Consider the following 22,714-nt stretch of genomic DNA (forward strand, 5'->3'; position numbering starts at 1 on the left):
TTATGTAGCCAATAGTACTTTTAAAAAGCTATTGGCTATTTTTATGTACGTAAGGCTATTAAACATGGTTTACTTTTACCACGGAGTAACACTGAGTTTTGCACAGAGTTGCACTAAGTACTATATAAAACTCCGTGAAACTCAGTGCAAAACTTAGTGACACTCCGTGGTTTAAAGTCTCAATAAATTCAATCCAATATAAAACCTATCAATTTATGAAAAAAGTCCTTTTTATTGCAGCCTTAATAGTCTCCTCACTTACAATCAATGCCCAAACTCGAAGCCTGTTCAACTTTAAAAACTTTGATGGCTGGCATATTGATGTGCCTGCATTAGATAATAATCCTAATGGTAAAAATCCGTTTATTATACGTAATGGTCTATTAGTAAGTCTGGCAGACCCACAAGGACATATCATTACGGATTCGGTTTATGAAAACTATCGCCTGGAAGTGGAATATCGTTTTGCGGCCAAGCCCGGTAACTGTGGGGTTATTTTGCATGCCTCTACGCCAAGAGTATTGTATGCCATGTTTCCAAAATCTATTGAAGCGCAATTAATGCATAAAAATGCAGGAGATTTCTGGTGTATTGGTGAAGACATCAGCGTACCTGATATGGAGAAAAGAAGAGGGCCTAAAAAGAACTGGGGTTCTGTAGACGGTAAAGAACGCAGAATCGTGAATCTGACCGATAATTCTGAAAAGCCTGTGGGTGAATGGAATACTATGCGTGTAGAATGCCTGGGTGATCAGATAAAAGTATGGGTCAATGGCGATTTAGTTAATCATGGGTTTAATTGTACTGTACGCAAAGGGCAAATTGCTTTACAAGCCGAAAGCTCAGAAGTAGAATTTCGTAGAGTAGATTTTACGCCAATTACGCAATTATCGAATTAGTTGGATATGAATGACTGGAAAGAGATGAAAGTTAATAATAAAAAATATTATGATTCCGAAGCTTGAAAATTCCCATCAGGTGGCTAATCTTTTTCCGATTTTTTCCCAAAAACAGGGCAAACAAATTTTATTTGATGAGAGTAAAATTGAGATAATAACTAATGTGAAATTGACTTTAGAAAATACTATTGGTATTTATACTATTAGAAGTAGAGTTGCAAAAGAAAAGAAAAAAGATTTATACCCACAATTACAAGAATTAGTAAAATGTTTAAAAAAAGTAGATTTTGAATATATCTTATCTATTAGAATTGAAATTAAAGAAGATAACAGCAATCTTAACTTTTTGATATTCTCGAATATTGATTTAGATAAGAATATTTTTACTATTGAATTTTAAAAATACAAGTTAGTACTAAACCATAAAAACATTAGAAATACCCACCATCAAACAAAACCATCTATGAAAGCCCTTTTGTGTAAAGAATTTGGCAAACCAGATACCTTAGTTTTAGAAGAATTAGAGCCGTTAAAGGCAGAAGCAGGCAAACTGGTTATTACCATCAAAGCTTGTAGCGCCAATTTTCCTGATACGTTGATTATCCAAAACCTATATCAGTTTAAACCAGCTCTGCCTTTCTCTCCGGGTGGTGAGGTTTCGGGTGTGGTAAAAGAAGTAGGTGAAGGTGTCAAACACGTAAAAGTGGGTGATAAGGTTTTTGCGATGACAGGTTGGGGAGGCATGGCAGAAGAGGTATTAGTAGATGCCCGTCGGGTTTTTCCGATGTTGCCTTCAATGGATTTTGTTACAGCGGCGTCGGTTATGTATAATTATGGCACTTCTTACCATGCTTTGAAAGATAGAGCCGAGTTAAAAGCAGGCGAAACGCTATTGGTTTTAGGTGCTGCCGGAGGGGTTGGATTAGCAGCGGTTGAACTGGGTAAAATGATGGGAGCCAAAGTAATAGCCGCGGCATCAAGTGATGAAAAGTTAGCCGTTTGCAAAGAAAAAGGAGCAGATTATACTATTAATTATAGCAGGGAAGATTTAAGAGAACAAATCAAAACATTCACCGAAAACAAGGGAGTAGATGTCATTTATGATGCCGTGGGAGATAAATATGCTGAACCGGCCTTGCGTTCTATCGCCTGGAAGGGTCGATACTTAGTAGTAGGTTTTGCCGCAGGTGAAATTCCTAAAATTCCTTTGAATCTGGCTTTACTAAAAGGTTGTTCTATTGTGGGAGTTTTCTGGGGACAATTTGCTGAAAAAGAATCAGCAAAGAACTTTCAGAATATTCAGGAGTTGGCAGGATACTTTATGAAAGGCAAACTTCGTCCGCATATCCACAAATTATACCCATTGGAAGAGGCTGCTGAAGCTATAGCTGATTTGATGAATAGAAAGGTTGTTGGGAAAGCCGTAGTAGTGATGTCGGCTGACGTAAAGATGCCACCTTATGAAGCGCCTAAAGAAGAGGTAAGAGCAAAAGAAGAAAAACCTGCCGAAATCAAGAAAGAAGGCAATATGATTCTCTTTAAAAATATTGCCGAACTCAAAGCTTTCAAAGGCAAAGAACTCGGTATATCAAGTTGGCAGACACTCTCACAGGAAATGATTAACGATTTTGCCAAAGCGACTTTCGACGACCAATGGATTCATGTGAATGAAGAAATGGCGAAACAGCTTTCTCCTTTTGGCAAAACCATTGCTCACGGCTTTCTTTCCTTATCGCTTTCACCCAAGTTTATGTATGAAATGTTTAAGGTAGAATCAGCCAAAATGGGATTAAACTATGGCACTAATAAAGTTCGTTTTATTTCTCCTGTGCCATCTGGCAGCAGAGTGCGCATGAAAGCGGTTTTAAAAGAAGTAGAAGATATGCAGCCCAATGGAGTAAAACTGATAATTGATGCTGTTTTTGAACTAGAAGGCTCTGAGAAACCTGCTTGTGCTGCAGAGTTGTTGAGTGTGATTTATGAGTAGGAAAAATAGCGTTATTTTTCTAATTCCTTAGGCAAGCCAACCTTTTTAAGCAACTGATTAACCTCTTCTAATTTTTGCTCAAGAAATGGTTGGTTTTGTCTTTTAGCAGTAGACTTACTAACTAATTTACTTGAAGCTAAGCTCTTAATATTTTTTTCTATGGTTTTCATAGTTACTTTCTTTTTGCTAAAAATGCTGTGTAATTTTTATTTTTTTCGAATAACTCCCAACTCTCATTGAACAATCCCCATATTACAAATAGTTCAGAAATTTCATCAAAGTTGCTATTTATTCCCATCTGATATAACCTTGTTCTGGCAGCAGTACTCCCTATAACAACAATTAAAGCTTCAGGAAAATGTTCCGAAAATTTAATACAAGTATGCGCTACTGTCGCTAAAACTTTATCCCTATCGCCATTATCAGATATAACAGTATCATCTATTTCTCCCGTAATTGGGTTTATGTCTCCGAAACCTAAATTCCAGACATTTGAAATATCAGTTTGTATATAACGGACACCCTTAAGTATTTTTCCTTTAGAGCCTTCGCTTAAGAAATCATAGGCCAAGAAATGAGAAGAGACAGTAGTTTGGTAAATGTTATTAGTCATTCCAGTCTAATATTAAATCATCGCCCAATCGCCACTCTCTTCAACAAAGTATCAATCACCTGACGGGTAGTTATACCATCAGCTTCTGCTTCGTAGTTTAAGATAATTCTATGGTTAAATACATCATGCACCAGGGCTTTAATGTCTTCGGGCAATACATAATCTCTTTCGTCAAAATAGGCTAAGGCTTTAGCGGCATTGTATAGAGACAACCCTGCACGCGGAGAAACACCAAACTGAATGTAACGGGCTTCATCTTTCAAACCATATTCAGCCGGACGACGGGTAGAAAATACCAGCTCAATAATGTATCTTTCCAGCATTTCGGAAATCGTAATTCTATTAATTTCCTGCTTAACTGCTGATATCTCCTCTTTGTCTAATATTGGTTTCGGCACATAATTAAAGTTCAGATTTGCCATTTTGCGAACCATCTCCAGCTCAGAATTTTTGTCGAGATAATCTACAAAAACCTTCATCATAAAACGATCAACCTGAGCTTCGGGTAACGGATAAGTTCCTTCTTGTTCTACCGGGTTTTGGGTGGCCATTACCAGAAACGGGCGGTCAAGTTGGTGCGTTTCATCACCAATCGTTACCTGTTTCTCCGCCATGGCTTCCAATAAGGCCGATTGCACTTTGGCAGGGGCACGGTTTACTTCATCGGCCAGAATCAGATTAGAAAATATTGGTCCTTTCTTTACCTCAAAATCACCTGATTTCTGGTTATATATCATCGTTCCGACCAAATCAGAAGGCAAAAGGTCTGGAGTAAATTGAATGCGGTTAAAGCCCAGGTCTAATACCTTGGCAAGAGTATTGATTGTTTTTGTTTTAGCAAGTCCCGGAACACCTTCAAGCAAAATATGACCACCTGTAAAAAGCCCTATCAGCAAACGATTAATTAATCGCTCCTGCCCTATCACTACTTTACTTGTTTCTGAAAAAACCTCTCTTATTTTTTTATGTAAAATTCTCGAACCTTCCATTAGTTAGTATAAGATTAAAGCAAAATCGTTGGATTAATAAATATAAAACACCTTGATTTCAGAGGAGTAGAATCTGCCAAAATCAAAAAAACTGACCCATTATATTGTAAAAAGTGTGAAGATAGGAAAATCCATTAAAAACACTTAATCCTTTTTCATCTTTTTACTTAACGTCGCTTTCACAAATCTATTTTTCTGATGCAAATCCTTGATAATTTCTACTTCCGAAAAACCTTCCTTTATAAACACCTCTGCCGTTTCCTGCCCCAGACTTTCATTGATTTCAACTACTATTAAGCCTTCCTCATTTAATGTCTGTGACGCAAAACGGGCAATAGCTATATAAAAAATCAATGGGTCATTATCCTCCACAAAAAGCGCTAAGTGTGGTTCAAAATCCAGCACATTATTTCGCATCTGGGTTGCCTCTTGCTTAGTCACATAAGGCGGATTACTCACGATTATATCAAAACGAAGGTTGGTTTTTGCTTCGTCCGATAAGTATTGCAATATATCTACCTTTTCAAAAACCACATTAGTTGCTTGGTTCAGAGTTGCATTTTTTTGTGCCGTTACCAAAGCTTTATCTGAAACATCATATGCCCTGACCTGAGCTTTGCTTAATTCTTTTGCCAATGATATAGCAATACATCCGCTGCCCGTCCCAATATCCACTACTTTTTTTTCAACTCCGACTCTCTGTGTTTTCCTTTCCCACTGACAAACATACTCTACCAGTTCTTCTGTTTCGGGTCTCGGAATCAACACTGAATCATCTATCAGAAATCTTCTGCCATAGAAATTTGTTTCTCCTAAAATGTATTGAATGGGTTCATGATTGTTTAGCCGTTTAATTATTGAACCCCAGTCGATGTTTTTTGAGGAATTGATGGGGCGATTACTCAGAATATCTATTTTTTTCAGGCCCAGTTCATGTTCCAGCAACCAGAATACAATTTCTTTTGCTTCCTGTGTTTCATACACCGTAATTTGGTGTAGCAATTCGTCGAAGAGTTGTTTGCTGGCGATGATCTCTTTCAAAATATACATTGGTAATTTGCCGCAAAATTAACGCAAGAAATCTAGAATGGAAGAAAAATATATGTTAAGGGCACTACAACTGGCCGAAATAGGTAGAGGACAGGTTAGTCCTAACCCAATGGTAGGCTGTGTAATTGTGCATAACCATGAGATAATAGGCGAAGGCTGGCACCAGAAATATGGTAGCTGGCATGCTGAAGTGAATGCCGTAAATTCAGTACAAGACCCATCAAAATTAACACAATCAACCGTCTATGTAACGCTTGAGCCTTGTTCACATTTTGGTAAAACCCCTCCTTGTGCCGATTTATTGGTGAAACATCAGGTAAAAAAAGTAATCATCTGCAATGATGACCCAAACCCATTAGTAGCCGGGAAAGGCATTGCCAAATTACGCGCAGCAGGTATTGAAGTAGAACAAGGATTATTAGCAGAAAAAGGAAGAGCCCTAAATGCCCGCTTCTTTACCTATGTAGAAAAACAGCGCCCCTATATTATTCTGAAATGGGCGGAAACTGCCGATGGTTTTATAGCAGGCGAAAACTATGACCCTGTAAAAATCAGTAATGCGCTTTCGCATAAACTGGCTCATAAATGGCGTAGTGAAGAAGACGCGATTATGGTTGGTACGAATACGGCCCGATACGATAACCCAAAACTCAATGCCAGAGAATGGCAGGGCACTAAAAATCCTGTAAGGATAGTGCTTGATAAAAGACTACAATTGGAACAATCATTAAACTTATTTGATAATACACAAGATACCTGGATTTTTAATGAGCAGGCGGATAAATCAGAAGACAAGAATACCTATATCAAAATAGCATTTGGGGAGGCATTTATTGAAAATGTATTGCAGGAACTGTATCAGCGAAAAATCCAGTCAGTTTATGTAGAGGGCGGTACTACGCTTTTGAAGAGTTTTATAGATGCCAATCTCTTTGATGAAATCAGGGTCTTTCGTAGCCCGAATCAATTGTATAAAGGCATTGCTGCACCCACTATGCCTAAAAATGTTGAGATAATAGAAAAACAAAACTTGTCGGGCGATGAGCTAATTATTTATAAACATCTTTAGAAACTGTTTGAGTTAATCTTATTTTGTTCAAAATGGCGGTCCGCCGCCGCGGTTATTTTTTGCAAATACTGCGCTACCAAAATCCTCATTTAGCATTGCTAAACTCCGGTTTTGTTATCTTGTCTTTATAAAAAATAATTCATTTTGATTCATAAAATTTAACTCAAACAGTTTCTTAATTTTGTAAAATTACCTTTCTACCCTATAGAGGTAATCTATCTTTCACCAAAAAATACTCCGATAAAGGGTAAGGAGATTGTTGATTCATGAAAATTGCCATTATAGGCTGCGGAAATATGGGAATGGCCTTTGCCCGTTCGTTTTTGCAGTATGATTTAGTAAGAAAAGAAGACCTATTATTAATTGAAAAAAGTCAGGAGCGCAGCGAAACATTGAAAAGCGCCAAAGAAGGCGTAGTTGTGAGCACCATTAACGCGCAGATTGCCGACTATGAACTGATTATCCTATCAGTAAAACCACAGGATTTTGGTTCTCTGAAAGAAGAGTTGGGAGCCGTTATCCAACCGCAACAAGTAGTATTATCTATTATGGCGGGTATTCCTATGAGCAAAATACAGGAGATGCTAGATCATAAATTAGTCGTAAGAGCCATGCCGAATACGCCTGCTATGTTGGGCATGGGCATTACGGGCTTTACGGCTGCCCCTGAAGTGGATGCCACTAAATTACGCAAAGTTGAAAACCTGATTAATGCCACAGGTCGCTCGGTATATTTGGAAGACGAAAGCATGATTGATGCCGTTACGGCATTGAGCGGTAGTGGCCCGGCCTATTTCTATTATCTCGTCAAACACATGATAGAAGCTGGTAAACAGATGGGCTTTGATGAGGGGATGGCAAGCCTGTTGGTTAAACAAACCATGTTAGGCTCTTATCACCTGATTAACAATGCCGAAAAAAGTCTGGATGATTTGATTAAAGCCGTAGCATCTAAAGGAGGTACTACCGAAGCCGCCCTGAAAACGTTTGAAGAAAGTCAACTACCGGAAGGTTTAATCAACGGTATTCTGGCTGCTGAAAGAAGAGCGAAGGAATTATCTAAGTGACGCCATCTTTAACGACCTGCGAAGTCATCCACGCGGTGTCCGCTTTTTTTGCTAGACAAGCGGCCGCCGCTACGGGTGCATTTTTTCGATCGCAGCGAACCGTTCATCCTCTCTCGTCGGGATGGCGTCCGCATAAAACAAAAAGGCTAAACAGGTTCAATATAAAATCAGATGTAGCAAATGAAGCGACTTCATTATTTAGATAATCTTATGATATTCTTATCCGTTCTGGTTGTACTCCATCATGTTAGTATTGGTTATGGAACAATGGGCGGCTGGTGCTATGTTACCTCTGAAAAGCTAAGCAGCACAATTCAAATTTTCCTTTCGGCATTAACTGGAATCGAGGCATCATTTTCAATGAGCCTTTTCTTTTTCATTTCTGCTTTTTTAACAATTCCTTCGTTAGAGAAAAAAGGGGTATCAAAATTTATCATAGCAAGATTATTCCGGCTGGTGATACCCTTGTTATTTGTAATGATTGTTTTTGCCCCAAGTATTTTATATTATATTGAAATCCATAATAAGTCAACTCAACTATCATGGTTTAATTATGTATTACTGCAAAACACAAAACCGTATACTTCTCATGCATGGTTTATTCTGGTGTTATTAATTTTTGAATTAGTATATGTTTGCTATTGGAAATTTATAAAACCTCATTTTTCTATTTCAAAATATATATCAGATAATACCCCCACACATGTAAATATATTGATGTTTATTCTTCTATGCGGTGGTCTTTTACTCATTGTGAGGCAGTTTTTTCCACTTGGACAGAACTTTATAGGCATAGAGTTTTCCAATATCACTCCTTATATTTTCATGTATGCAATCGGATTATTAGTTTATAGAAAGAATTGGCTTGATGAGATTTCCAGAAAAGTGGCAATAATATGGTTTCCCCTCTCACTTATTGCCGCCATTTACTTTTGCGTCATTATTAATCTTCTTTCAAAGTATCCTTCTAAAGTTGATAAATTTGTTTCGGGCATTACATGGGAATCAGTTTCTCTTTCATTTGCCCAAACCTTTTTGTGTATTGGTTTCTCTGGCTTTTGCCTTTATCTATTTAAGAAGAAACTCAACTTCACAAATTTTGTTTTAACAGGGCTAAGAGACAATAGATATGGCGTTTATATTTTCCATTCTGCTGTTGTAGTTGGTGTTACTATTATTCTGGAATCTTTAACGCTTAGGCCAACTATTAAATATATTATTGCCTGCATTTTAAGTGTTTTATTTTCCTACATACTTGTTGGGCTAATTCGTAAAATTCCTTTAGTGAAGAGAGTAATTTGACTGATAGCCTGTTAAAAATTCACATCAACAAAATTTATTCGACGCATTTTCTGTTATTAGTGGGAATCCGATTAAACCGGAAATTCGCATTTTAATGTAAGATTTAAAACAATTCATTGATAAAGTCAGTATATTTATCTTACAAACAGATATCAATTCTAAAACAAAGTGTTTTAAAGTGGAAGAAAACAAAATACAGAATAGTAAAGCCACTGTACGGACACCTATCATTGTGGGTACAACCCTCGCTCTGGGTATTCTGATAGGTGCAACATTTTTTGGAGGTCGTCGTCCGGCGGGTGATGTGTCTCGTAGCTCAAGTAAATTTCGGGAGATTCTGACCTATATTAACAGAAGTTATGTCGATAGCGTGAACACCGATAGTCTGGTCGATTATTCAATCACAAAAATGCTTGAAAAATTAGACCCGCATACCTATTATTTCCCCCCACAAGATGCCGAACTGGCCCGCTCGCAACTGGAAAGTGGTTTCGATGGTATCGGTATTGAGTTTAACGTATTCAATGATACGGTATATGTAGTAACGCCATTAGCCGGAGGGCCGTCTGAGGCCGTAGGTATCCAGAGTGGTGATGCCATTATCAAAGCTAACGATAATAATCTGACTGGCAAAGAAGCCAGTAGCACGAATATTTTTGCCAATCTGAGAGGTAAACGTGGGTCAATAGCCAAACTGGAAATCAAACGTAAGGGTTTTAAAGAACTATTGAAATTCTCAGTTACGCGTGATAAAATCCCTCAATATTCAATAGATGCTGCTTATTTGATGAACGATAAAAAGACAGGTTATCTGAAAATTAATCGTTTTACGGAAACTACTTACGACGAGTTCAAAGAGCACATGGCCGACTTGCAAAAACAAGGCATGAAGCAATTGCTTTTGGATTTACGTGGGAATCCGGGCGGATATATGGACAGAGCAACAGATATTGTAGATGAACTGGTAGCAGGCCAGGGTGTAATTGTATATACCGATGGCAAAGATGCCCGTAACAACCGCAAAACCAATGCACACATTAATGGGATGTTCGAAAAAGGTGCTGTGGTAGTATTGGTTGACGAAGGAAGTGCTTCGGCATCTGAGATTGTATCTGGTTCTTTGCAGGATTATGACCGAGCCTTGATAGTTGGTCGTAGAACATTTGGTAAAGGTTTGGTGCAACAACCAATTCAATTGTCTGATGGTTCGGAGTTACGTTTGACTATCTCACGTTATTATATTCCAAGTGGTAGAAGTATTCAGAAACCTTATGTAAAGGGGCATCTGGAAAACTATGAGCATGAATTAGATGATAGAGGGAAATCGGGTGAGTATTTCATTGCGGATAGTATCAAAAATAACCCTAAGATGCGTTTCAAAACGGTTGGTGGGAGAACAGTTTACGGCGGTGGCGGTGTAACTCCTGATATTTTTGTACCGCGTGATACAAGCCATATTACGAAATATCTGATGGAATTGTATGGCAGAAATATCATTCGTGAATATGCCATGAGTTATGCCAACGATAATAGCAAAAGCCTGACCAAACAATCATTTGACAGTTATCTGAAAGGATTCAATGTGAGTGATGCGATGCTTGGCGACATGAATAAAATACTAACCAATACAGGAGTAACTTATTCGGCGAAAGAATTTGCAGATTCTAAAGAATTCATCAAATCTCAGTTAAAAGCGGCTATTGCCCGTCATATCTGGCACCGTAGCGTAAAAAATGGTCTGAATAATGAATATTATCAGATTGTATACCACGACGACCCAATGATTGAAACAGCAATGAAAAGCTTTGCGAAAGCTGAGAAATTGGAGAAAGAAAAGAAATTGTAAGATTAAGATAAAAATGAACGAAACAGGGAGCCGTGGCTCCCTGTTTCGTTTTATAGATTTCCGTTATCTTCCTGATACAATACCTGTAAAACCGTTTGCCCAACGGCTTTCAATGTATTTTTATCAATGATACTCATATTATCACCATGCGTATGATGATAGGCCCCAAAAGTGCGGTTACTGTTTAATTCCTGATGCAGAATATCTACCATCGGTATTTTCGCTACTGTATTCACAAATACATGGTCGTCGGTAATGCCGCCGCCTTCTTGTTTTAAAAAGTATTGACTATATCCTAAACGCTCGGCAATATCCCATATCTGATTGGTAATATTACCGGCAAACTGAACAGATTGCCCTTCTTTCGGGAAAGTTGCTCCCTTTGCTCCTACCATATCCAGCAGAATTCCGAAATAGGCTGAATAATTAGGTTTATGCAGATTATTAGCCCAGTACTGAGAGCCGAGGCACCAAAAGACTTTTTTCTGATCCGGTTGCATATCATCTTTTTCTCCCCAGTCTTCTGCATCAAACAAGATAATATCAACGCCTATATTCAGTTTTTGTTGGGCTGTATGAATCGTGCGGGCTACTTCCAACAATACCCCTACCCCACTCGCGCCATCATTAGCGGCATCAATTGCCTGTTCTTTTTTTACTGAATCTTTATCGGCAAACGGGCGGGAGTCCCAGTGAGCGGCTAATAAAATACGCTTGGTGGCTGTTGGATTAAAACTTCCAATGATATTACGGGCGCTTAAAACCTTGCCATTAAACGTAACAGGTTTAAAATTCTGTTCTGTTACCTCGAAACCATATTCTTTCAATTTCTTTACCATCCAGTCTCCTCCTTTCAAGTGCGCTGAGGTATTCGGTACACGAGGGCCGAATTGTACCTGCTTATCCACAAAAGCATAAGCCGAATCGGCATTAAAGGTTGGTGCACTTGCCAGTTTTATCTGTTCAGCTTCATTCTCAGCCGCGCTTGGCTTTTGTTTACAACCAACAAGAGTGGTAAGCGATAGTAATAAAATTACTATCCCAGCATAGGGGAATCGGTTATTTTGAATTGTCTGTTTTTTAAACAAGTTCATTTGAATCATTAAATTTTAAAATAGAAATTTTAGAGTATGACCTGAAAAATATGAAACCACTAATCGCTTACAAAGGTATTCATTTTAAATTCAGCGATTAAGAGAAAATTAATTTGACTCAGAATCGTTTTAAAAATACCTTTATAAGCCGTTGATTACAAATCGTTTGTATTTATCTTCAAAGTGCTATTTTGGTTTTTGCTTATAAATTAACGCTATGGTGTAGAATCTATTTCGGGAAGCACTTTTTTTGCCTTAATTTTGCACCTCAAAAAACCATTCGACATGACTATTGCAGAAGCACAAGCAGAAGTAGATAACTGGATCAAGACCATCGGCGTGCGGTATTTTAACGAGCTCACCAATATGGCAATGTTGATGGAGGAAGTAGGAGAAGTAGCCCGTATCATGGCCCGCAGATATGGCGAACAATCAGAAAAAGAATCGGATAAAGATAAAGATCTGGGCGATGAAATGGCCGATGTTCTTTTTGTATTAATATGCCTGGCTAACCAAACGAATATAGATTTGACAGACGCGCTTCGAAAAAACCTTGAAAAGAAGACAAAAAGAGATAAATTGCGTCACCAAAACAACACAAAACTAACCTAACCAATATGTAATATGTTTACGATACTCTCCCAGGCATTTAACCGAACTGCCCGCAACTGGAAAATGGTTCTGACAGTTTTTATCGTTAATTTGGGTCTTGGATTAATCTTAGCTGTTCCCCTTTATAACTTGCTGCAATCAGAAGCCCAGGGCTCTTTAGAATTTAATAAACTTATCGGCGGTTTTGATTTAACCGTAATCATTGATTTTCTGAGCAAAAGCGGCAAGAAATTGCCACCTTTCTGGCTACTAGGCTTTGTTTTGTCTTTGCTTTATCTGGTATTAAATATATTTTTTGCCGGTGGTATTCTGTCTCAATTTGCTTTAAGAGGTACTTTCACTTTCAGGCTTAAAGAATTTCTGAAAAATTCAGCGCATTATTTCGGTAAATTCTTATTGGTATTTCTGATCGAACTGGTGGCACTTTTAGGCGTGTGTATGGTATCGTTTATCTTTTTAGGCGTTTCATTAATTGCCTCTCTAGATAGTACCGAGCCTGTGCAAATGGCATGGCTTGCTCCCTCTTTTCTGATTTCAGGCTTTTTATTTACTATCGTATTGAATATTGGTAATTATGCGAAAGTCATTCTATTCAAAAATTTCTCTCTGAGTGTCTGGGTGAGTTTCTGGAAAGCGACCAATTATATATTCCAGAATTTCAAAACCATGCGTATCTATTGGGCTATCATTGCTGTAGCAGTTATCTTGGTGCTGGTTTATCTGTTTCTTGAGTCTGCTATCGGAATGAACACAGCATTCAAGATTTTTGTGATGTTTATTGTGCAACAGGCTTTTGTTTTCGGAAGAGTATTTATGAAAATGTGGATGTTTAGCGGGGCATTTGAATACATAACCTTAAAACCTGTTCCATTGGCTACTACTCCTGCGTTTGTAGCGAATGACCTGAACGATCTATCAGATAATACCGAAAGCAAACTTTCTGAGTAAAGAAAGTGTTATTTTACTACAAGATTTATTTTGTAAGAATCTGTGCCATTTGAAGCATTTGAGCTTATAATGGTACTTTTTTATTTTAAACTAATGGAAGAAGAACTAATCATAAACCGCGTAAGCAAAAGTGGCCTGGTTACGCTTGACTTAGAGGATTTTTATCATAAAGGTGACCGTGTGGTATACGATATAAAAGACAACCTCTTTATGGGCTTGATTTTGCGTGAAAAAGATTTCCGTGAGTTTCTGAAAACACATGATTGGTCTTATTATACCAATAAAAATATAGCCATTACCTGCACCGAAGAAGCAATCATTCCTACATGGGCATACATGCTTTTGGCAATACATTTAGAACCTTATGCAAATATGGTTGTTTATGGTACACTCGAAGATCTGGACACAAAGCTTTACGATGATGCCATTAATACTATTGATTTTAAAGAGTATATAGGTGCCAAAGTGGTAGTAAAAGGATGCAGTAAAGTGGCAGTACCCACTTCGGCTTATGTTGAAATCACTCGCCGTTTAAAACCTTTTGCTCAAAGCATTATGTTTGGTGAGCCTTGCAGTACTGTGCCTTTGTATAAGAAGCCGAAAGCATAAACTATTTAAAGGATTTGCTAATTTTCAGAGAATAGCCAATCAGCCTACAATTTTTTCGTAAATTGCGCCCCGTTTTCATTCAGGGTCATCAAGACCAGTATTTTAAATTTTGACGATTTAGAAAATCGTCCGTAACAATTATGTCTGTTCGTGTAAGATTTGCTCCGAGTCCAACAGGCCCGCTTCATATTGGAGGGGTTCGTACGGCTTTGTATAATTATTTATTTGCTCAGAAAATGGGCGGAAAGATGTTGCTTCGTGTAGAAGACACAGACCAGAACCGCTTTGTACCCGGAGCAGAAGAGTATATTTTAGAAGCCCTGAACTGGATAGGAATTAAAATAGATGAAGGACAAGGCGTTGGAGGCCCTGAGTCTTCTTACCGTCAGTCTGAACGTAAAGAAATCTATCGCAGATATTCTGATCAGTTATTACAGGAAGGCAAAGCCTATATTGCTTTTGATACAGCCGAAGAGTTGGAAGAAATGCGTAAACGCCTGGAAGATGCTAAGATTGATAATCCGTCTTACAACGCGGTTACGAGAATGCAGATGAAAAACTCTCTGACACTATCGAAAGAAGAAGTAGATGCCAGAATTGCCAACGGAGATCCGCACGTAATTCGTCTGAAAGTACCTTTAAAAGAAGAAATCCGTTTCAAAGATATTATCCGTGACTGGGTAGTAGTTCATTCATCAACCATTGATGATAAAGTACTATTGAAATCAGATGGGATGCCTACGTATCATTTAGCGAATATCGTGGATGATCATTTGATGGGTATTACACACGTAATCCGTGGAGAAGAGTGGTTGCCATCGGCGCCGTTGCACGTATTGCTTTATAGAGCATTTGGCTGGAAAGCACCTGAGTTTGCACACTTACCACTCCTTTTAAAACCGGAAGGTAATGGTAAACTAAACAAACGTGATGGTTTATTGGGTAATTTCCCTGTATTTCCATTAAAATGGACAGACCCATTCACAGGAGAGCAGGCCAGAGGTTTCCGCGAAGACGGGTATTTTCCTGAAGCTCTGGTCAACTTCCTTGCCTTTTTAGGATGGAATCCGGGTACAGAGCAGGAGATTTTCTCTATGAGTGAACTGGTTGAATCATTCAGCTTAGATAAGATACATAAATCAGGTGCCAGATTCATGGTTGATAAAGCCAAGTGGTACAATCAACATTATCTGAAGGAAAAATCAGAGGAAGAACTGGCGGCTTTGCTTGAGCTTCCGGCTTCGGCTTCTGCTGATATTGCGCCTAAACTGGTTCGTCTGATGAAAGACCGCGTTACTTTCCCGCAGGAAATTGTAACAGAAGTGCCTTTCATTTTTGAAGCTCCTGCTACTTACGACGAAGAAATCGTGAAAAGCAAATGGAATGATGATGCCCGCAAGGCCATGAGAGCCATTAAAGAAGCGATACAAGGCATGAGCGATGATAGCTTTGTGGCTCAGTCTATTCATGATACTATCTTCCCGGCATTGGAAGCCGCCGGCCTAAAACCGGGTAAGGTCATGCAGGCTTTCCGCTTGTCGATAACAGGCGTAGGGAAAGGCCCTGATTTGATGCTTACCTTAGAGATTCTGGGTAAAGAAGAGGTAATCAGAAGAATAGAAAAAGCAACAGACGTATTAGCGTAAATAAGGTGACTCTACTTCGTGTGTTTCTCTATGCAATAAACTCATAGCCAGAAACACACGAAAAGCTACCGCCGTGAATCTCACCACAGCAAAATCGTATTCATACGGCGATACACAGATTCTTAAGAAATTTGCTCCGCTCGATAATACAAGTATCCCCATCGCCAAAGACACATACAATTTACTCTTCTCAGGAAACGGAACAAAAGCCGATAAGGTAGTAATGTACATCATCTGCAATAAGTAAAAAGTAAACAACACTATCGGGATAACCTGATTGGTAGGCAATACTACAAAACAGAAAAATAATACCGGAAGTATAATGTAAGGAACTAATACTTTGATAAAAGTATTCTTTTGATTAACAGAAAAATTAATTTTTGCGCCTTCTTCTATCCAGATAGACGCAATTAGTTGATTACTCGCCATCAGAAGGATGATTTCGAGTATTTTAGTCGGAACAGAAGGCCAGATATAATCAGCCAGAGGCGAAAATATCGGTAATATACATGACCAGATAAAAAGTTTATCTGTTAAATTTAACGCATTATCGCGCTTTCTTTCGGTATAATACCAATAGATGATAGAAGAATATACTAAAGCTCTGGCGGGATAAGCAATAATTCGGTTAAATTTGTAAAAAAGCACCATCTCTAACAAGAACAGGGCCGATATAAGAACAATTTTAATCATAATAGGTAGTAAGTTATATTTACACAACAAAAAATAACAGTTTAATAGTCTATTCAAATTTCTAAAACCATGGCCAAAAAGAAAACAGACGAAAAATTACCAGCCGAAAATCCTCGCGTACACAAAGATTTGAATGGCTTTGATATTAAAATCAACTCTTTTGGTGAAATTCAAATGAGCTTTGAAATTGATAAAATCAACAGTTTTTTAAATAATACGGTGGATGATAAAAAGCTTCGCAATCGCAAAAAAGATAGCGAAAAATAGTTTATGCTAATTTGGGAAGAAGAATTTCTCTCTTCATACGATTAAGTAGACCAATAATAATCAGTATGCGACCAAGATTGGCGGCTATTCTGACTGTGCCATAGTCGAACTCATAAGGTGATACATACACCCGATGCACGCTTGCTCCGCTGGCAAACAGAATAAAAAACATTCCTAAAGATATATAGAGCTTACTTTTTTCAGGCAACGGCAAATAGGCTGATAGCACAGCCATATACATAACCTGAATCAGGTAAATCAGACAAATCAGAAATACATCTGGTTTTGCTACAGGAAATACCACAAAGAAAAAATACGAGAGTGGTAAAAAAACGTAAGGTATCAATACAGCGATAAACGTTTTCAGATTATTGGTAAACCTGATTTTTGCCCCCTCTAAGGTATAAATTCTGATTAATAGCTGATAGCTTACCAAAAGCAAAATGGCTTCCAGGAGCGTCCCCCAGGTAAATCCGAAGAAATAAATAGGTATAGGTGTAATAGCAGGAATCAGACAGGAAATAAGAAATAATCTATCGGTCAGGTTGAGTTCGTTTTTTCTTTCAGAATAATACCAGTAAGCCATAAACAAATGGATGAGCCCTCTGAAAGGATAGGCAAGGTTTGAGTCTAATTTATAAAATACAGTCAACTCAATAATTAACATCAAAGAAATTATACCAATCTTCATCATGGTAGGGGTCAGGAAGTAGGGACATCATTGAAATAACTCTGAAAAAGAATCATTCAATGTAATATTTAGCTTAGTTAAATTATAAAGACTTATGCAATACTTTACATTATAAATCTTTCCAAATTTGCAAAAAATGAAAGAAAAAAGAAAGAAAAATTGCAAAAAATACCGCTTTTAATACAAAAAACAAGTAAATTTACCTAAAAGAAGAAGAAGAAATTTTGTTGATTATTAAGGTAGAGTATATAGAAAGTACAATTATTGAATAAAGACCCGGGGTTGACTTTCGTATTCCTGTTGCAAAATATACAAACAGTTAATACACAAACAAGTAGTGTATCGTTGATTAATAAAAATCTTTTGTTCCCTACTGAGAGAGATAGCACTACACTGACAAGCGTCAATCTCATGGGCTTTGCAGGCAAAAGATTGTTGGCAGCGCGGACATACGTTTGGAGAAAATACAGGAACCAGTTCTGGCATATTAGTTGACTTCTTTTTCAATGGCAATATAATGTATAACTTCGCCCTGATTATTCTGAACAGGAAAAATCCTGATACCACACCAATAGGACTCTCCGTTTTTGCGATAGTTTAAGATTTTGGCCTCAATGTTTTCCAGTTTAGCTAGTTTCTCTCTGATTAACATTTTTACCTGCGGGTTCGTTTTGTCTCCTTGCAGAAATGAAGGTGTTTTACCAATCGCTTCTTCCGGACAATAGCCTGTCATAGCTTGAAAACTTCGGCTTACCCAGACGATTTTCTGTGATAGATTGGTCACAACCAGGGTATAATTATCTATCAATAATTTTTTAAAGTTTATATCCGAGTGCCAATCATAGGTAAGTATCAGGGTTTCAATCTGCTGAATATCATTGTGAATCTGGACCCGTTTTTCTAATAAAGGATTGGCGATGTCCCAACACAACAATGGGGCTATTACAGGTGTTTCCTTTTCTTCCTGATGAGCAAAAGCTTGTATATTTAACATAGTTTTCATTTTTCAGTGAATACCATTTGTTTAAGGCAAATGTTTAAAAAAATTTCAGGATTTATCAAGAATCTATTCCAGAACATAGCTCTACTCCTGTCTGGGCTTATAAAAAGACAGGAAATTTTAGTAAATTTGCACCCGTTTTCAAATAAAAATCATGCTTTACCCGCAAAATATAGAACAAAAAATAGGGTTTGATAAAATTCGTGAACTCATTGCCGAACAATGTGTGAGTTCGCTTGGACGAGCTTTTGTTGACAAAATACGTTTTTCTGATGATTATAAAATAATTGACCGATTGATCAGACAAGTAGCAGAATTTAAATTGATTCTGCAAACCGAGTCGGGTTTTCCGGAGCAAAATTATATAGATGTAAGTGAAGCGCTGGCACGTGCTTCTATTGAAGGCGCATTTATTGGCGAAGAACAGTTTTTTGAAATCAAACTTTCGCTTCGCACCATTCAGCAGATTATCCATTTCTTCAAAACGAAAGAAGAAACTATCTATCCTGAATTAAAAACGCTTACCACTAATTCATTGCCGGTATCAGACAATGAGGGTTGGGGAGGCGTTATTTCACAGATAGATAAAATCATTGACGAGAGAGGCAAAGTAAGAGATTCGGCATCGCCAGAATTAGCCGATATTCGCAGAAGACTCATAGCCGAACAAAGCGATTTAAGAAAAACCCTCGAACGCATTCTCCGCACAGCCCGCAATAGCGGCTGGATTGGAGACGATATGTCGTTGACCATTCGTGATGGCCGAATGGTAATTCCGGTTTTATCAGAACATAAACGGAAGCTGAAAGGCTTTGTGCACGATGAGTCTGCCACAGGCCAGATGGCCTTTGTTGAACCAGCCGAAGTACTGGAAGCTAACAATGAAATAAGAGAACTGGAAGCTCGCGAACGCCGTGAAATTGTCAAGATTCTGGAGAAACTGACAGCCTTTCTACGTCCGCACGTTCCGGCATTGCGCAAAGCCTATTTGTTTTTAGGCCTGGTAGATTTCATCAAAGCCAAAGCTAAATTCGCTTTGGCCATCAATGCCACTGCGCCTCTATTAGTCGAACATCAGGCTTTGGAATGGTATAGAGCTACACACCCTTTATTGTATCTGGCGCATCAAAAACAGAACAAGACCATAGTACCACTCTCAATTAAGCTTGACCATGAAAATAGAATCGTTTTGGTGTCAGGGCCGAATGCCGGAGGTAAATCGGTCATGCTCAAAACTATTGGTCTGGTGCAATATATGGCTCAATGCGGGCTATTAGTGCCTGCCTCGCCTGATTCTAAGGTTGGGATATTCAAGAATATCTTTATTGACATTGGTGATGAACAAAGTATCGAAAATGACTTAAGTACGTATAGTTCGCACCTGACGAACATGAAGCACTTTGTCAATTTCTCAAATAAATTCACTTTGTTTCTGATTGACGAGTTTGGTACGGGCACAGAGCCCAGTTTAGGCGGGGCTATTGCTGAGTCTATTTTAGAGCAATTGTTACGCGCAAAAGCCTATGGTGTCATTAATACCCACTATACCAACCTGAAAGTATTTGCCAATAAAAACAGCGGTACGATTAATGGGGCCATGAAGTTTGATGCGGAGCATTTAGAGCCTATGTACGAGCTGGAAATTGGTAAGCCGGGTAGTTCTTTTGCTCTGGAAGTAGCCCAGAAAATAGGCTTACCAAAGCAAGTAATTGATAATGCCAAGCGTAAATTAGGCACCCAACAGATTGATTTCGAAAAGTTAATTAAAGAATTAGAGATTGAAAGAAAAGTCTTTTCTGATAGAAACAAGGAGTTTATCGAGAAGAATCAGCAATTGAAAAATACCCTTGAGCAATACAATGGCCTGAAGAGTTTTCTGGAAACAGAAAAGAAGAAAATTCTGAACGATGCCAAGGCACAAGCCAAAGAATTGCTGAAAGAGACCAATCGCAAGATAGAGACTACCATTAAGGAGATAAAAGAAGGAAAGGCCGACAAAGACCTTACTAAACTGATTCGTCAGGAACTGCAAACCTTCGAAACACAGGAGTTGAAACCTGAAAAAGTAGAAGAGCAAAAACCTGTTTCGGAAGAATGGGAGACAGAAAAAGGCGAGATTATGATAGGAAGTTTTGTGAGAATAAAAGGACAAGCTACTATCGGCGAAGTGCTCTCTATGAAAGGAAAAGATGCCGAAATTGCCATTGGTGAGCTGAAAACCAATGTGAAACTGAACCGCCTGGAGAAAATGAGCCGGAAGGAGTTCAGAGAGGCTGTTAAAGAGACCATCAGACCTAAAATGACGGGTATTGACCTGAACGAAAAAATGATGAATTTCAGCTTTAACCTTGATTTGAGAGGCAAACGTGGCGAAGAAGCCTTGGGCGAAGTTGATAACCTGATGAATGATGCAATAATGCTTGGCTATCCTGAATTAAGAATTATTCATGGCAAAGGTGATGGTATCCTGAGAACGCTGATTCGCCAACATCTGCGCTCCTACAAACAGGTAGCCGGCATGAGCGACGAACACGCCGACCGCGGTGGGCAGGGCGTAACGATTGTGAGGATGAAATAAAATAAAATGGGGTTGTCGTGCGACAATCCCATTTGCATAAAAAATCAAAATATAATTACTCAAAATCACTTCTTACAACCTCCCACAAGGGCTTTAAACGTAGCAACGCCTTTTTGTGCATCTTCAATGGTATTTACAACCAGATTAACTTCACTGGTAAAGGTTGGCTTTCCGTCTTTGGTTTGCTTAATAAACTTTTCTTTATTGATTGTAATACCCATAATACCGACTGTTTTGCCCGATACATCGACCTCTATTTTATTAGGGTCAATATCGTAAAGGTTAAATTCCAGGATAGTTTCTACAGTTTTTTTAGAGTCTGACTCGTTGGATGTTAATTTCCACTTACATTTATCACCATCCTGTAAAACCAGCTCTTGCTTTGGATTTTCAATGGTTTTTACTTTGCTTGCCAGCCAACTGAAATCTCCCGCAGCAACATTTCCTTTGCAGCCTTTGGCAATAGCAGGTAAGGCTTCTATCAGGTATCGTGCATCTTCAATGTCTCCTACTACAAAATCTATATTGTTGTCGTAGTTTTGTAAGGCCCCATCTTTAGTGGCTTGAATAAATTTTTTGCCATCCTGTACTTTTGAAGCAATCTTCACTACATCTTTTGAAACTGACAATTTAAAATCTGTCAAATCACCAAAGTTAAACTTGAAAGTTTCGTCAACACTCTTACCTTTTACTTCTGATTTGCGGCTATAAGTGGTCATACAAGCAGGCTCTATTTTTTGAGTATAGCTTGATTCGTTTACTTTCACATCTTTGAATCTATCTTTCAGAATCTTGAAACCTTCTTCTTTAGTAGCCACTTTGGGCACTCTATTCTGCAATTCTTTCTTGGCCAAAGCAATAATCTTCTGAATAGCCATTTGTAAAACTGTTCCCTCAGTTGGATTTGCTGCGGCAAACTTCACTTCGTCTTCATAGCCTTTCATCACACTGCCTTGCTGGGTTCTCACATAATCGTTCTTTGATTTAACACTGACGGTTATCTCCTTTCCACTAATTTTCAACTCAGCGCCATTGTCGTTAAAATCACCCCAACTAAAGTCTGAAACTAATTCAGTAGTTTTTTTGCCGTCGTTTTCCTCGCTTATCAATACTGCACGGTCTTTATAAGTGCTTGATTTTTTCAGACTTTGTTTGACAGATTGTTTATCTGATGATACATCTTTTATATTTTGCTCAAGCCAGTTTTGTAGGGCTACCAAATCGTCTTTAGGTAATTTAATAGATGCTTCCCAGCCTGTTTTAGCAGCTGCAATGGCATCTTTCAGGTTTTTCTCCAGTTCACGGGCATCATCTACATTTTCGGCTAAAATTTCTACTTTATTTTCATAATTCTGCATTTCTCCGCCCTTGGTATTACGCATTACTTTCAGGTTTTTCTGAGAGCTCAATTCTACCTTCATTTCTTTGCTTGATGCACTTCTTTTCACCTCTCCCATCAATCCCATATTAAATTCGTAAATTTCCTCTGTAGTTTTCCCTTTCGAGTCCGAAGTAGTAATGGCTATTTTTACATTGTAAGGATTGGCATTATCGTAGCTGAATTGTTGGCTAACGGTAGATTTCTCTAATTTAATCTCTTTTACGTAGCTTTTCACTTTATCAAGTGAGGCTTTCAGGTTTCCCTGTGCCTGTGTAAGTATTGGCAGAATGACCAGATAGTAGGTAATGTATTTTTTCATGGAATCGCTATTGTTTTTGGCAAATTTAGCGATATAAATCCTTATGATTATGAC

The 22,714-nt window shown here is 38.3% G+C and carries 23 protein-coding genes; 13 read left to right on the forward strand and 10 right to left on the reverse strand.

Translation table 11 applies throughout. The features are described from left to right. Positions 1–215: 215 nt before the first annotated feature. The 3 genes from ACYVFA_RS01035 (at position 216) to ACYVFA_RS01045 (ending at position 2,886) form a co-directional block, all read left to right on the forward strand. On the forward strand, positions 216–899 hold the full coding sequence (locus ACYVFA_RS01035) for a 3-keto-disaccharide hydrolase (RefSeq protein WP_460469924.1): 684 nt from the start codon (positions 216–218) through the stop codon (positions 897–899). 49 nt (positions 900–948) lie between these two features. Then, positions 949–1,299, forward strand: a complete 351-nt coding sequence (locus ACYVFA_RS01040; RefSeq protein ID WP_460469925.1) for a hypothetical protein — start codon at positions 949–951, stop codon at positions 1,297–1,299. 63 nt (positions 1,300–1,362) lie between these two features. Next, entirely contained in the window at positions 1,363–2,886 is a 1,524-nt protein-coding gene (locus ACYVFA_RS01045; protein ID WP_460469926.1) for a zinc-binding dehydrogenase, read from the forward strand. A gap of 11 nt (positions 2,887–2,897) precedes the next feature. On the opposite strand, the gene ACYVFA_RS01050 is transcribed toward ACYVFA_RS01045, so the two are convergent. From ACYVFA_RS01050 to prmC, 4 genes are all read right to left on the reverse strand, one after another. Beyond that, entirely contained in the window at positions 2,898–3,056 is a 159-nt protein-coding gene (locus ACYVFA_RS01050) for a hypothetical protein (protein ID WP_460469927.1), read from the reverse strand. A 2-nt stretch (positions 3,057–3,058) separates the two neighbouring features. Then, on the reverse strand, positions 3,059–3,499 hold the full coding sequence (locus tag ACYVFA_RS01055; RefSeq protein WP_460469928.1) for a DUF6934 family protein: 441 nt from the start codon (positions 3,497–3,499) through the stop codon (positions 3,059–3,061). A 17-nt stretch (positions 3,500–3,516) separates the two neighbouring features. Continuing rightward, positions 3,517–4,488 (reverse strand): AAA family ATPase, encoded by a 972-nt coding sequence (locus tag ACYVFA_RS01060; RefSeq protein ID WP_460469929.1) that lies wholly within the window; start codon positions 4,486–4,488, stop codon positions 3,517–3,519. A 144-nt stretch (positions 4,489–4,632) separates the two neighbouring features. Then, a complete protein-coding gene (gene prmC, locus ACYVFA_RS01065; protein WP_460469930.1) occupies positions 4,633–5,529 on the reverse strand; it encodes a peptide chain release factor N(5)-glutamine methyltransferase in 897 nt (298 codons plus the stop codon). Between the two features lie 61 nt (positions 5,530–5,590). Here prmC and ribD point away from each other — a divergent pair, with 61 nt between their 5' ends. The 4 genes from ribD (at position 5,591) to ACYVFA_RS01085 (ending at position 10,822) form a co-directional block, all read left to right on the forward strand. Next, positions 5,591–6,607, forward strand: coding sequence for a bifunctional diaminohydroxyphosphoribosylaminopyrimidine deaminase/5-amino-6-(5-phosphoribosylamino)uracil reductase RibD (ribD, locus tag ACYVFA_RS01070; protein WP_460469931.1), 1,017 nt, complete (start codon positions 5,591–5,593; stop codon positions 6,605–6,607). A gap of 266 nt (positions 6,608–6,873) precedes the next feature. Next, positions 6,874–7,674: a pyrroline-5-carboxylate reductase family protein gene (gene proC / locus ACYVFA_RS01075; RefSeq protein ID WP_460469932.1), complete on the forward strand. Its 801-nt coding sequence runs from the start codon at positions 6,874–6,876 to the stop codon at positions 7,672–7,674. A 180-nt stretch (positions 7,675–7,854) separates the two neighbouring features. Continuing rightward, positions 7,855–8,976 carry an acyltransferase family protein gene (locus ACYVFA_RS01080; RefSeq protein WP_460469933.1) on the forward strand — a complete coding sequence of 374 codons (1,122 nt, stop codon included), beginning with the start codon at positions 7,855–7,857 and terminating at the stop codon, positions 8,974–8,976. A 178-nt stretch (positions 8,977–9,154) separates the two neighbouring features. Further along, complete coding sequence (locus tag ACYVFA_RS01085) at positions 9,155–10,822, forward strand: S41 family peptidase (protein ID WP_460469934.1); 1,668 nt, start codon at positions 9,155–9,157, stop codon at positions 10,820–10,822. 50 nt (positions 10,823–10,872) lie between these two features. Here the strand turns inward: ACYVFA_RS01085 and ACYVFA_RS01090 are convergent, their stop codons facing one another. Beyond that, positions 10,873–11,916, reverse strand: a complete 1,044-nt coding sequence (locus ACYVFA_RS01090; RefSeq protein ID WP_460469935.1) for a M28 family peptidase — start codon at positions 11,914–11,916, stop codon at positions 10,873–10,875. Between the two features lie 285 nt (positions 11,917–12,201). Here ACYVFA_RS01090 and ACYVFA_RS01095 point away from each other — a divergent pair, with 285 nt between their 5' ends. The 4 genes from ACYVFA_RS01095 (at position 12,202) to gltX (ending at position 15,731) form a co-directional block, all read left to right on the forward strand. Then, positions 12,202–12,528 (forward strand): nucleotide pyrophosphohydrolase, encoded by a 327-nt coding sequence (locus ACYVFA_RS01095; RefSeq protein ID WP_460469936.1) that lies wholly within the window; start codon positions 12,202–12,204, stop codon positions 12,526–12,528. Positions 12,529–12,540: 12 nt separating this feature from the next. Continuing rightward, the gene (locus tag ACYVFA_RS01100) at positions 12,541–13,476 is read left to right on the forward strand and encodes a hypothetical protein (RefSeq protein WP_460469937.1); all 936 of its coding nucleotides are present in this window, start codon (positions 12,541–12,543) and stop codon (positions 13,474–13,476) included. A gap of 93 nt (positions 13,477–13,569) precedes the next feature. Then, on the forward strand, positions 13,570–14,085 hold the full coding sequence (locus ACYVFA_RS01105) for a DUF2480 family protein (protein WP_460469938.1): 516 nt from the start codon (positions 13,570–13,572) through the stop codon (positions 14,083–14,085). Positions 14,086–14,225: 140 nt separating this feature from the next. Next, entirely contained in the window at positions 14,226–15,731 is a 1,506-nt protein-coding gene (gltX, locus tag ACYVFA_RS01110) for a glutamate--tRNA ligase (RefSeq protein ID WP_460469939.1), read from the forward strand. Here gltX and ACYVFA_RS01115 read toward each other — a convergent pair. Continuing rightward, complete coding sequence (locus ACYVFA_RS01115) at positions 15,723–16,424, reverse strand: hypothetical protein (protein ID WP_460469940.1); 702 nt, start codon at positions 16,422–16,424, stop codon at positions 15,723–15,725. The two genes, gltX and ACYVFA_RS01115, sit on opposite strands and share 9 nt — an antisense overlap. 69 nt (positions 16,425–16,493) lie before the next feature. On the opposite strand from ACYVFA_RS01115, the gene ACYVFA_RS01120 reads away from it, so the two are divergent. Beyond that, positions 16,494–16,691, forward strand: a complete 198-nt coding sequence (locus ACYVFA_RS01120) for a hypothetical protein (protein WP_460469954.1) — start codon at positions 16,494–16,496, stop codon at positions 16,689–16,691. A 1-nt stretch (position 16,692) separates the two neighbouring features. Here the strand turns inward: ACYVFA_RS01120 and ACYVFA_RS01125 are convergent, their stop codons facing one another. The 3 genes from ACYVFA_RS01125 to ACYVFA_RS01135 all read right to left on the reverse strand — a co-directional run bounded on the left by ACYVFA_RS01125 (position 16,693) and on the right by ACYVFA_RS01135 (position 18,376). Beyond that, entirely contained in the window at positions 16,693–17,385 is a 693-nt protein-coding gene (locus tag ACYVFA_RS01125; protein WP_460469941.1) for a hypothetical protein, read from the reverse strand. A gap of 258 nt (positions 17,386–17,643) precedes the next feature. Beyond that, entirely contained in the window at positions 17,644–17,868 is a 225-nt protein-coding gene (locus ACYVFA_RS01130) for a cysteine-rich CWC family protein (RefSeq protein ID WP_460469942.1), read from the reverse strand. Position 17,869: 1 nt separating this feature from the next. Then, positions 17,870–18,376 (reverse strand): PAS domain-containing protein, encoded by a 507-nt coding sequence (locus ACYVFA_RS01135; RefSeq protein ID WP_460469943.1) that lies wholly within the window; start codon positions 18,374–18,376, stop codon positions 17,870–17,872. Positions 18,377–18,536: 160 nt separating this feature from the next. On the opposite strand from ACYVFA_RS01135, the gene ACYVFA_RS01140 reads away from it, so the two are divergent. Further along, complete coding sequence (locus ACYVFA_RS01140) at positions 18,537–20,960, forward strand: endonuclease MutS2 (RefSeq protein ID WP_460469944.1); 2,424 nt, start codon at positions 18,537–18,539, stop codon at positions 20,958–20,960. Positions 20,961–21,025: 65 nt separating this feature from the next. Here the strand turns inward: ACYVFA_RS01140 and ACYVFA_RS01145 are convergent, their stop codons facing one another. Continuing rightward, complete coding sequence (locus ACYVFA_RS01145) at positions 21,026–22,660, reverse strand: hypothetical protein (RefSeq protein WP_460469945.1); 1,635 nt, start codon at positions 22,658–22,660, stop codon at positions 21,026–21,028. Positions 22,661–22,714 lie beyond the last annotated feature (54 nt).

This window comes from Emticicia fontis (assembly GCF_054779675.1).